This window comes from Catellatospora sp. NPDC049133, assembly GCF_040648455.1.
Lineage (GTDB): Bacteria > Actinomycetota > Actinomycetes > Mycobacteriales > Micromonosporaceae > Catellatospora > Catellatospora aurea.
Window position 1 is genome coordinate 88613 of the sequence record NZ_JBEZDT010000036.1, and the last position, 12225, is coordinate 100837.

7 protein-coding genes are annotated in these 12225 nt (G+C 72.1%); 6 read left to right on the forward strand and 1 reads right to left on the reverse strand.

Translation table 11 applies throughout. The features are described 5' to 3' along the window. Positions 1–3: 3 nt before the first annotated feature. Positions 4–1323, forward strand: a complete 1320-nt coding sequence (locus AB0B35_RS32905) for a glycosyltransferase (RefSeq protein WP_361052987.1) — start codon at positions 4–6, stop codon at positions 1321–1323. A 243-nt stretch (positions 1324–1566) separates the two neighbouring features. On the opposite strand, the gene AB0B35_RS32910 is transcribed toward AB0B35_RS32905, so the two are convergent. After that, positions 1567–2445 carry an amidohydrolase family protein gene (locus tag AB0B35_RS32910; protein ID WP_361052990.1) on the reverse strand — a complete coding sequence of 293 codons (879 nt, stop codon included), beginning with the start codon at positions 2443–2445 and terminating at the stop codon, positions 1567–1569. A gap of 250 nt (positions 2446–2695) precedes the next feature. Between AB0B35_RS32910 and AB0B35_RS32915 the strand changes: the two genes are divergently transcribed. The 5 genes from AB0B35_RS32915 to AB0B35_RS32935 all read left to right on the forward strand — a co-directional run bounded on the left by AB0B35_RS32915 (position 2696) and on the right by AB0B35_RS32935 (position 11872). Next, positions 2696–7621: a ThuA domain-containing protein gene (locus tag AB0B35_RS32915; protein WP_361052993.1), complete on the forward strand. Its 4926-nt coding sequence runs from the start codon at positions 2696–2698 to the stop codon at positions 7619–7621. Positions 7622–7760: 139 nt separating this feature from the next. Next, positions 7761–8495 (forward strand): VOC family protein, encoded by a 735-nt coding sequence (locus AB0B35_RS32920; protein WP_361052996.1) that lies wholly within the window; start codon positions 7761–7763, stop codon positions 8493–8495. Positions 8496–8610: 115 nt separating this feature from the next. Then, positions 8611–10929, forward strand: a complete 2319-nt coding sequence (locus AB0B35_RS32925; RefSeq protein ID WP_361053000.1) for an AAA family ATPase — start codon at positions 8611–8613, stop codon at positions 10927–10929. A gap of 118 nt (positions 10930–11047) precedes the next feature. Continuing rightward, positions 11048–11464, forward strand: a complete 417-nt coding sequence (locus AB0B35_RS32930) for a permease-like cell division protein FtsX (RefSeq protein WP_361053003.1) — start codon at positions 11048–11050, stop codon at positions 11462–11464. 135 nt (positions 11465–11599) lie between these two features. Beyond that, a complete protein-coding gene (locus AB0B35_RS32935) occupies positions 11600–11872 on the forward strand; it encodes a hypothetical protein (protein ID WP_361053006.1) in 273 nt (90 codons plus the stop codon). Positions 11873–12225: the final 353 nt, after the last annotated feature.

A 12225-nucleotide genomic window follows, 5' to 3' on the forward strand; every position in this document is an offset into this window, starting at 1 on the left:
ACCATGGGAGTCGAACGTCGCGAGGGCGGCCGGGGACGTGTCGTCATGCTGGTCGACAACGCGGTCAACGGCGACTCACGGGTCCAGAAGACCGCCCGCTCCGCGGCCGAGGCCGGGTGGGACACGACCCTGCTCGGGCTGTCCCCCGACCACGAGGCCCGGGAGTGGATGATCGGCGGCGCGCGGGTGCGTCTGCTGCCCGGCGCACGCGCCCGCGGTGCGGCGGGCGGGCTGCGGCGGCGCTGGCAGGAACTGCCCCCCTCGGTGCGCCGGGTGCGGCGCCCCGCCGACTGGGTGATCACGCGGTACTGGATGCAGCGTATGGGCGACCACGCGTGGCGCAAGCTGGAGCCCGGCCTGATCGGCTTCGACAACAAGTTCGGGCCGGTCATCGACGAGCTGCGGCCCGACATCATCCACGCGCACGACTTCCGCATGATCGGCGTCGGGGCGCGGGCGGTGGCCCGGGCCCGCGACCACGGCCGGGACGTCAAGCTGGTGTGGGACGCGCACGAATACCTGCCGGGCGTGCGTCCCTGGCGGGACAACTACCGCTGGCAGCCCGCGCACCTGGCCTACGAGCGGGAGTACGCCCCGCACGCCGACAAGGTGATCACTGTCTCCGACGAGCTGGCGCAGATGCTGCAGCGCGACCATCAATTGGCCGAGCTGCCCGTGGTCGTGCTGAACGCGCCCGACATGTCCGCCGGCGGCGAGCAGCCCGAGGTGAGCCTGCGGGAGCGCTGCGGCATCGGCCCGGACGTGCCGCTGCTGGTGTACAGCGGCGCGGCGGCGCCCGCCCGGGGCCTCGGCGTCATGGTCGAGGCCCTGCCGACGCTGCCCGGCGTGCACATGGCGATGGTGATCAACCTGCCGTCCGGCGAGTACGCGAAGGGTCTGACCGCCCGCGCCACGGAGCTGGGGGTGGCCGACCGGCTGCACGTCACCGACTACGTGCCCGCCGCTCAGGTGGCGAACTTCCTGGCCGGGGCGACCGCCGGCGTGATCCCGATCCGGCACTTCGTCAACCACGAGATCTCGCTGATCACGAAGTTCTTCGAGTACTCCCACGCCCGCCTGCCGATCATCGCCAGCGACGTGCGCACGATGGCGGCGACGATCCGCGGCACCGGGCAGGGCGAGGTGTTCCGGGCCGACGACGTGACCGACTTCGTGCGCGCGGCGCGGCAGGTGCTGGCCGACCCGGAGCGCTACCGCGCCGCGTACGACAAGCCGGGCCTGCTCGACAACTGGACCTGGGCCGCTCAGGCCGAGGTGCTCGACGACGTCTACACGAGTCTGCTGCCGGTCGCACCGCGCTGACCTGGTCGGACCGCGCGTCGCAGCTCGCCGGGCACGCGGTGCCGATCCGTGCACTCTCCGTCATGCCTCGCGGCATGAGGTGTCGCAGTTTGCGGATACATCTTTTTTGATGTGGCCACTTCAAAAAAGATGTATCCGCAAACCGGAAGGTCCTCGGCTCCCCCGCGTTTCCACCGGCCGCTTCGACGCGCAGGCCTTGGCGGAGGGGCCGTGCCACGGGGCGGCGGAGCCGCCCGGCGAAACTCAGGCCGGTGCCGGGCCGGTGTACCAGCGGGCGGCCGAGCCGTGCCACAGGTCGTCGAGTTCGTGCGGGGCGCAGTCGGCGAACACGTCGGTGTAGCACTCGTAGAGCTTGGTGAAGCCGCCGCGCAGCCGCTCGATCGGCAGGTCGGAGCCGAGCATGCAGCGCTGCGGCCCGAACGCGTCCAGCGCTGCCCGCAGCCAGGGGCGCACCCGGTCGGCGGTCCAGTCGCCGAATACGGTGCCGAGGGCGTCGATCCGGGTAGCCGTGTTCGGGACGGAGGCCACCGCCTTGAGGCGGGCGGCGTGCTCGCGCAGGCCGACCGCGCTCAGGTCGCCGGGCCAGCCGAAGTGGTCGAGCACGATGCTGACCTGCGGCAGCGCGCGGGCGATCCGCAGCACCTGGTCGAGCTGGTCGCCGCCGGCCTCGACGGTGAGGGTGAGGCCGTGCCCGGCGAGCAGGGCGAGGTGCCGGGTCACCTGCTCGTCGTCGGTCGGCCGGGTGCCGCCCAGCGCGGCGACCAGCCGGACCCGCACTCCGGCGGCGTTGTCCAGTTCGGCGAAGCTGCGCAGGAAAGCGGGCCAGCCGGCGGACGCCGGGTCGGCGAGCGTGACCAGCCATAGCTCGAAGTCCTGGCCCTCGGCCTGGCGCTGGGCCCAGGCGGCGGCGTGCAGCGGGTCGGCCGCGCCCGCGTCGGACCAGACGACACCGCGCACCGGGTGATCGGAGGTCTCCCGGCGGTAGTCGGCCAGCGTGTAGACGTCGGGCAGCGAGCTGTAGTCGCCGAGCATGTCGCGGACCATGGTGCGGTCGGAGAGCCAGAACACCGGGTCGTCGCGCTGGTCCCAGAGGTGGACGTTGCAGTCCAGGATCTGCCGCACCGGCCGAAGGTATCCGGCGACGGCCCGTGACCGTGGGCTGACACGCGCGGCGACTCCAGGATCTCGACATGGCACGTGCAATTTCTGCGGTACGCGTTGACAGCATCAGCTTCAGGGGTGCAAATTTGTGACTGCTTCGAAACATCGGGGCAATCCAAGCGCCGCAACGGTTCCGCCGCACCGCTCCCCTCCGGGGCCGCTCACCCGCGCCAGGGGTTTCCGCCGTCCGTCCCCGACGAGGAGACTCTCCATGCCCCTCGCGTCACCGTCCCTGCATCCGCCCCTGGCCAGGCTGCTGCGCCTGCTCGCCGTCGCGGTGCTCGCCGCGGCCGTGAGCCTGCTCGCGCCGCCGCAGCGCGCCGACGCCGCCCCGTTCTCGGTACTGGTCTTCTCCAAGACCGCCGGGTTCCGCCACGACTCGATCCCCACCGGCGTCACCGCCATCCGCAACCTCGGCACCGCGAACGGCTTCACCGTCGACGCGACCGAGGACGCCACCGCGTTCAACGACACCAACCTGGCCAGGTACGCCGCGGTGGTGTTCCTGTCCACCACCGGCGACGTGCTCGACGGCACCCAGCAGGCCGCGTTCGAGCGCTACATCCGGGCCGGCGGCGGCTTCGCGGGCGTGCACGCCGCGTCCGACACCGAGTACGGCTGGGCCTGGTACGGCAGCCTGGTCGGCGCGTACTTCTCCAGCCACCCGGCCGAGCAGACGGCCACCGTCAAGGTCGAGGACCCGGCGCACCCGTCGACGGCGGGCCTGCCGCCGCTCTGGTCGCGCTTCGACGAGTGGTACTCGTTCCAGACCAATCCCCGGACGAACGCGCACGTGCTGGCGAGCCTCGACGAGCGCAGTTACGCACCGGGCAGCTCGGCGATGGGCGCGGACCACCCGGTCGCCTGGTGCAAGCCGTACGACGGCGGCCGCTCCTGGTACACGGCGCTCGGGCACACCGCGGCCGCGTACAGCGACACGAACTTCCTCAACCACCTGCTCGGCGGCATCCGCACGGCCGCGGGCCAGGTCGCGGGCGACTGCACCGCGACCAGCGCGGCAAGCTTCCAGAAGGTGAGCCTGGACAGCAACACCAGCAACCCGATGGAACTCGACGTCGCCGCCGACGGCCGTGTCTTCTACATCGAGCGCGACGGCCGGGTGCAGATCGTCAAGCCGAGCACCGGCACGACGGTGACCGCGCTGACCCTGCCGGTGTTCACCGGCAACGAGGACGGCCTGCTCGGCATGCGGCTGGACCCCGGCTTCACGAGCAACGGCTTCATCTACCTGTACTACTCCCCCACCACCGGCTCGGCCCGCAACCAGCTGTCACGTTTCACGGTCTCCGGCGACACGATCAACACGGCCACCGAGAAGGTGCTGGTCCAGGTCGCGACGCAGCGCAACACGTGCTGCCACGCGGGCGGCTCGATGACGTTCGACGCGGCCGGCAACCTCTACCTGGCCACCGGCGACAACACCAACCCGTTCGAGTCCAACGGCTTCGCGCCGCTGGACGAGCGCGCCGGCCGGTCGGACTTCGACTCGCAGAAGAGCTCCGGCAACACCAACGACCTGCGCGGCAAGGTCCTGCGGATCAAGCCGCAGGCCGACGGGACGTACACGATCCCGAGCGGCAACCTGTTCGCGCCGGGCACCGCGCTGACCCGGCCCGAGATCTACGCGATGGGCTTCCGCAACCCGTTCCGGATCGGCACGGACCCGGCGACCAGCACGCTCTACGTCGCCGACTACGGCCCCGACGCGGGCGCCACCGACCCCAACCGCGGCCCCGAGGGCACCGTGGAATGGAACATCGTCGGGCAGGCCGGCAACTACGGCTGGCCGTACTGCATCGGCGCGAACTACGCGTTCAACGACTACACGTTCCCGTCCGGGCCGTCGGGCGCGAAGTACAACTGCGCCGCGCCGGTGAACAACTCGCCGAACAACACCGGCCTGACCAACCTGCCGCCCGCCCAGCCCGCCACGGTCGACTACGACTACGGCGGCAACCCGCTGTTCCCGGAGATCGGCGGCGGCGGAGCGCCGATGGGCGGGCCCGTCTACCGGTACAACGCGGCGTCGACGTCGGACCGCAAGTGGCCGCCGTACTTCGACGGCAAGGCGATCTTCGGCGAGTGGAACCAGAACAAGCTCTACACGATGCAGGTCACCGCGAACGGCAAGTCGCTGGTCGACATCAACCAGCTGTTCGGCTCGATGAGCTTCCTGCGGCCGATGGACCTGGAGTTCGGGCCGGACGGCGCGATGTACCTGATCGAGTGGGGCACCGGCTTCGGCGGCAACAACGCGGACTCCGGGATCTACCGCATCGACTACATCGCCGGCGACCAGAACCCGATCGCGGTCGCCGCGGGCAACCCGACCTCGGGCGGCGTGCCGCTGACCGTGCAGTTCTCCAGCGCGGGCTCGCGTGACCCGGCCGGGCAGCCGATCACGTACGCGTGGACGTTCGGCGACGGCGGCACCTCGACGGCGGCCAACCCGTCGCACACCTACACGGCGGCGGGCAACTACAACGCCCAGCTCACCGTGCGCGACCCGGGCGGGCGTACGGCCGTGGCCAACGTGCCGATCACCGTCGGCAACACCGCGCCGACGGTGACGCTGGCCGCCCCGGCCGACGGCGGCTTCTTCGCCTGGGGCGACCAGGTGCGCTTCACCGTCACCGTGACCGACCCCGAGGACGGCACGATCGACTGCTCGCGGGTCAACGTGCAGTACTACCTGGGTCACGACGCGCACGCGCACCCGCTGCAGGGATACACCGGGTGCACCGGGGTGATCCAGACCTCGATGGGCACGGGCCACGGCGACGACGCGGACATCTTCGCCGTGATCGAGGCCAGCTACACCGACCTGGGCGGGGGCGGCGCGGCCCCGCAGACCGGCCGGGCCACCGTCAAGCTGCAGCCCAAGCACAAGCAGGCCGAGTTCTTCAACAGCACCGGCCGCGCGCCCGGCGCGATCGGCGGCGGCGACCCGGGTGTGCAGCGGGAGGCGACCAGTGACACCGCGGGAGGCTTCCAGAACATCGGCTTCATCGAGGACGGCGACTACTGGTCGTACACCCCGGTGAACCTGCGCAACATCACCTCGGCGCGCTTCCGGGTGGCCTCGCCCGGCGCGGGCGGCCGCATCGAGGTGCGCACCGGCGCGCCGAACGGCACCCTGCTCGGCACCGCCACGTTCGGCGGCACCGGCGGCTGGCAGACCTACACCGACGTCACCGCCACCCTGTCCGCGAGCACCACCACCGGCCCGCTGTACCTGGTGGCGAAGAACCCGTCCGGCGATACCGGCCAGGGTTCCATCTTCAATGTGAACTGGGTCGACTTCGTCGGCCAGGGCGTCGCCGACGGGTCGCAGCTGCAGGTCACACCGGGCAGCCTGGCGTTCGGCTCGGCGAACATCGGTGCCACCACGGCGGCGCAGACCGTCACGATGAGCAACCCGGGCACGGCGGCGGCGAGCATCAGCTCGATCAGCGTCTCCGGCCAGTACACGCAGACCAACACCTGCGGCGGCTCGCTGGCCGCCGGGGCGTCCTGCACGGTGAGCGTGCGCTTCGCGCCCACCGCGGCCGGGGCGCAGAACGGCACGCTGTCGGTGGCCAACTCGACCACCGCGCAGCCGCTGACCGTGTCGCTGACCGGCACGGGTGTCAGCAGCACCACCAACCTCGCCATCGGCGCGGCGATGTCGGCCAGCAGCAGCAACGGCGGCTTCCCCGCCTCGGCCGCCAACGACGACAGCACCGGCAGCTACTGGGAGTCCAACAACAACGCCTTCCCGCAGTGGCTGCAGGCCGACCTGGGCAGCGCCAAGCAGGTCAGCTCGGTGACGCTCAAGCTGCCACCGCCGTCGGCATGGGGCGCCCGCACCCAGACCCTGTCGATCTCCGGCAGCACCGACGGCACGAACTTCAGCACGCTGAAGGCGTCGACGGGATACCTGTTCGACCCGGCCACCGGCAACACGGCGACCGCGACGTTCACCGCCGTGTCGGTGCGCTACCTGCGCGTCACCATCACCGCCAACACGGGCTGGCCCGCGGGCCAGGTCGCCGAGCTGCAGATCTTCGGCGGGGGCAGCCAGCCCTCGGCGACCCTGGCCGCGAACCCCACCTCGGTCGCCTTCGGCAACCAGAACGTGGGCACGACCAGCGCCGGCTCCACGGTGACGATCACGAACACGGGCACCGCCGCGGCGAGCATCTCGGCGGTGAGCGCGTCGAGCCAGTTCGCCGCGAGCGGCTGCGCCGGCACCCTGAACGCCGGTGCGAGCTGCACGGTCACGGTCACCTTCAGTCCGACCTCGGCCGGGGCGAAGACCGGCACGCTGACGGTGACCAGCAACGCCACCAACCCGTCACTGACGATCGGCCTGACCGGCACCGGCACCACCGTGCAGACCCCGGCGACGCTGTCGGCCAACCCGACCAGCATCGCGTTCCCGAACACGAACGTCGGCAGCTCGGTCACCCGTACGACGCAGATCAGCAACACCGGCGGGACCACCGCCTCGATCTCTTCGGTGACGGTGTCCGGGGCCGGGTTCAGCCTGTCGGCCAACGGCTGCGGGTCGGCCCTGGCCCCGGGGGCGAGCTGCACGGTCACCGTCGCGTTCGCGCCCACCTCGGCGGGTGGCAAGACGGGCACGCTGATCGTGGCGAGCAGCGCGTCGAACCCGACGCTGTCGGTCGGGCTGACCGGCACCGGCACCGCGGCGACCAGCTCCAACCTGGCGCTGGGCAAGCCGGTGACCGCCGGGCACACGCAGAACTACGTACCCGGCAACGCGGTCGACGGCGACGCCAACTCGTACTGGGAGAGCCCGAACAACGCCTTCCCGCAGTCGATCACGGTTGACCTGGGCGGCAACGCCACGCTCAGCTCGGTCGTGCTGAAACTGCCGTCGGCGTGGGGCGCCCGCACCCAGACGCTGTCGGTGCTGGGCAGCACCGACGGGTCGACGTTCACCACCATCGTGGGCTCGGCGGCGTACCAGTTCACCCCGTCGGGTAACACGGTCACGATCACCCTGCCCGCGAACACCACCGCCCGCCACGTCCGGCTGACCTTCACCGCCAACACCGGCTGGCCGGCCGCGCAACTGTCGGATTTCCAGGTCATCGGTATTCCGGCGTGACGGTGGCCTGACGGCCACCGGTGAGAAAGCCGGTCCCCGGCGTGCCTTCACACGGCGCGCCGGGGACCGCCCTTGTGCGCCCGGGTCTGGCCGATACGCTCGATACGCTCGGCAGATCGACGCGGCTAGGAGACCAAAAGTGATCCGCTGGACGTACGCCTTCATCGATCGGCCCGCCGAACAGTTCACCGAGGCGGCGTCGTTCTGGTCGCGGGTCACCGGCACGCACCTGACCGCCCGGCGCGGCGAGCACGCCGAGTTCGCGACGCTGCTGCCGATCGGCGCGGACGCCTGCGTGAAGGTCCAGGCCGTGAACGACGGCGGGGGTGCGCACCTCGACCTGAGCGTCGACGACCCGGCGGCGCTGGCCGCCCGTGCGGTGGCGCTGGGCGGCACCCACGTGGCCGACCTGGGCCACCAGGTGCTGCGCTCGCCGGGCGGGATGCCGTTCTGCGCGGTGCCGTGGCATGACGAGTTCCGCCTGCCGGTCGCGCACGCGACGCCCGACGGCGCGCTCAGCCGCCTCGACCAGGTGTGCATCGACGTCGGCCCGCAGGCGTACGACGCCGAGGTCGCCTTCTGGGGCGAGCTGACCGGCTGGGACTCCTCGTTCGGCTCGCGGCCGGAGTTCCACGTCGTGAAACCGCCGGCCGAGCTGCCGGTGCGCATCCTGCTGCAGCGGCTCCAGCAGGAGCGGCCGACATCCGCCCACCTGGACCTCGCCTGCTCGGACATCGACGGGGTGCGGGCCTGGCACGAGAAGTGCGGGGCGGTCCACGTGGCCGACGGCGCGCGCTGGGTCGTCATGCGCGACCCGGCCGGGGGCGTCTACTGCCTGACGGCGCGTGATCCGAAGACCGGCGGCCTGCGCTGATCACCCGGCTGCGCGACGGCGGACCGGTGCGGTATCTTTGGCGATTCGAGCACAAAAAAGAACGGCACGCTGAAGCGTCCGTTCGGGCTTCAGTATAGACACGGAGGAGCCGGGTTTGTCAAGCGACGTCGCCGACGAGATTCACCGCGAGCAGGAGTACGTCACCGAGCTCTACCGCCGGCTCGACGGCCTGCGGGAACAGGCCGAGCACCGGCTGTCGCAGGCGCTGCTGGCCACGGGCGGCACGCAGCAGGAGCGCTCGCAGCGCGAGTCGACGGTCGCCCTCTACACCGACCAGCGGGCCTCGCTCGGCGCGGTCGAGAGCGGGCTCTGCTTCGGCCGCCTCGACCTGGTCGAGGACGGGGCGCGCTATATCGGGCGCATCGGCATCTTCGACGAGTCGGCCGAGTACGAGCCGCTGCTGGTCGACTGGCGCGCCCCCGCGTCGCGGCCGTTCTACCTGGCCACGGCCGCCTCACCGCAGGGTGTGCGACGGCGGCGGCACATCCGCACGACCGAGCGCACCGTGACGGCGCTCGACGACGAGGTGCTCGACCTGGCCGACGCCGCCGCGACCGCGCCCCATCACGAGGGGCTGACCAGCGAGGCGGCGCTGTTCGCGGCGATGGACGCGGGCCGCACCGGCCGCATGCGCGACATCGTCGAGACCATCCAGGCCGAGCAGGACCACATCATCCGGGCCGGCCTGAACGGCATCATGGTCGTCCAGGGCGGACCCGGCACCGGCAAGACCGCCGTCGCGCTGCACCGCGCGGCGTACCTGCTGTACACGTTCCGCCAGGAGCTGTCGACCCGGGCGGTGCTGGTCGTCGGGCCTAACGCGACGTTCCTGAAGTACATCTCGCAGGTGCTGCCGTCGCTGGCCGAGACCGGCGTGGTGCTGCGCACCGTGGGCGGGCTGTTCCCCGGGGTCGACGCCGCCGCCGTGGAGCCCGACGAGACCGCCGAGGTCAAGGGCCGCGCGGTGATGGCGGAAGTGCTGGCCGAGGCGGTGCGCGACCGGCAGCGGCTGCCCGACGAGACCGTCGAGGTGGTGTTCGAGTCCGAGCCGCTCGTGCTCGACCGGGCCGCCTGCGAGGCCGCCCGCGAGGTGGCCCGGCGCAGCGGCAAGCCGCACAACCTGGCCCGGCCGCTGTTCGACGTCGAGATCATCCACGCGCTGTCGCAGCAGGTCGCGGACCGGATCGGCACCGACCCGTACGCCGACGACCCGCTCGGCGGCGACGACGCCCCCGGCGACCCGCAACTGCTCGACCAGGCCGACCTGGCCGAGTTGCGCCGGGAACTGCAGGCCGACCCGAACGTGCAGACCGTGCTGGACTGGCTGTGGCCGGTGCTGACGCCGCAGCGGCTGCTGTCCGACCTGTACGCGAGCGAGGCCCGCATCGCCACCGCCGCGCCCATGCTCACCGAGGCCGAGCAGGCCCTGCTGCGGCGCAGCCGCGGCGCGGGATGGACCCCGGCCGACGCGCCGCTGCTCGACGAGGCCGCCGAGCTGCTCGGCGAGGACGACCGCGACAGCGAGGAGCTGGCCGAAAGGCGTCGCCGGCAGCGGCTGGCGTACGCCGAGGGCGCGCTGGAGATCCTGCACGGCTCCCGCTCCATCGACCTCGAAGACGAGATCGACCCGGAGATCCTGACCGCCGCCGACGTGCTCGGCGCGCTGGAACTCGGCGAGCGGCAGGCCGACGAGCAGCGGCTGACCGCCGCGGAACGGGCCGCCGCCGACCGCCGCTGGGCGTTCGGGCACGTCATCGTCGACGAGGCGCAGGAGCTGTCGCCGATGGCGTGGCGGCTGCTGATGCGCCGCTGCCCGAGCCGGTCGATGACGGTCGTCGGGGACGTCGCGCAGACCGGCGACCCGGCGGGCACCTCCTCCTGGGACCAGGTGCTGAACCCGTACGTCGCCGACCGGTGGCGGCTGACCCAGCTCACCGTCAACTACCGCACCCCCGCCGAGATCATGGACCTGGCCGGGCAGGTGCTCAAGTCGATCGACCCGGGGCTGGAGCCGCCGCGCTCGGTGCGCCACACCGGGCAGGCCCCGCAGCTGGCCGAGGTCGGCCCGCAGGAGCTGGCGGCGCGGCTGGCCGAGGAGGTGCGCCGCGAGGTCGCCGCGCTCGGCGACGGGACGCTCGGCGTGCTGGTGCCCACGGGGCGGATCGACGAGCTGGGCGAGGTGGTCACCGCGGCGGCCCCGCAGGCGCGGGTCGGTGCGCAGACCGAGCTGACCGACCAGGTGGTGGTGCTGACCGTACGCCAGGCCAAGGGGCTGGAGTTCGACGCGGTCGTCATCGCCGACCCAGGCGCCATCGTGGCCGAGTCCCCGCGCGGGCACAGCGACCTGTACGTCGCGCTGACCCGCCCCACCCAGCGCCTGACCGTGCTGCACCACGGCGACGTGTCCTTCTGACGCCGGACGTGTCCGGCCGCCGTCCTGCCACGGCGGCCGGACACATCGCCGTGACCAGCGGTGCACGAATGAGCGAGAAAGGTCGATGTGGACGGTCCCGCGGCCGTAGACTGCGCCGGTGGGACCGCGCCTCGTCGCTATGCTGCTCGCCGCCGCCCTGGCCGTGGCGGGCTGCGGCGCGCCCGCGGGCCAGACCCCGGTGCCGCGCCCCGCTCCGGCGGCGGTCACGGTCCGGCTGGAGCTGGCCATGGACGCGACCGAGGCACAGCGCGCCGGCGTGGCGTCGTGGCTGCGAAGCAGGCCGGACGTCGCCTCCGTCGCGTTCGAGAGCCGCGAGCAGGCGCTGGCCAGATTCCGGGAGGCGTACCGCGATTCGGGTGAGCTGGTCGGCTCGATCAGCTCCGCGGACCTGCCCGAGTCGTTCACGGTGACGCTCAAGGCCGACGCCGACGTCGACGGTTTCGTGGCGGCCGCACAGCCGCTGGAGGGCCTCGACCACGTGGTGCAGGACCAGGACCAGCCCCCGCCGGACTGAGCCGTGAACATCCGCCGGGTGGCGGAGGCGTCGCGCTCCCGCACCCCCCGCCGGGTGGCCGATGCGCCGCAGCCCGCGGTTCTGCCACGCTTCCGGTACCCGCGGCACAGGTCCGCGGCATACATGGAGGTCACCATGGCAGACTCACCGTCCCTGCTCGCCAAGGTCGTGCGGGTGCTCGGCGTCCTCGCGCACCTCGTGCTGCTGCCCTTCTACCTCGCCAGCGGCCTGGTCGCGCCGCTGTGGGCGGTGATCGTCCTGGTGGGGATCTGGGCCGCGCTGCTGGTGCTCGCGATCCGGTGGTGGCGGACCCGGCCGCTACTGGTGCCGTTGGCCCCGGTCGTCGCGCTGGCCGTGTGGTTCGCGGGGATCAGCGCCGGCGAGGCCTGGCTCGGCTGGACCGCCTGACCCGCGCCGAACCGGCACGGGCGGGCACACACCTCCGACAGATCCGGCGTTCCTTTCCACAACCGACGTCATGGCGACAGACCGGAGCCGATCCGGCGATGCTTTGCCAACCTGGTGGCGACGTGACGCACGCGCCGTGCCCGGGGTGGCGGCGTCACGGCGGAAGGGAGTCGGCCGTTGACATCCTCCCCGCCCTTAAGGACGGGGATTCCCTTGGTCGCCCTCGGGTTTTCCTGTTTCGCCGACGACTGCCCCGTTCGAGAGGTTCCTCGTTGAGGTCTTACATCGTCTCCGCAGGCTGTCACCGCCAGTCCGGCGGCCAGGATGTTGCGTGCCGCGTTCACGTCACGGTC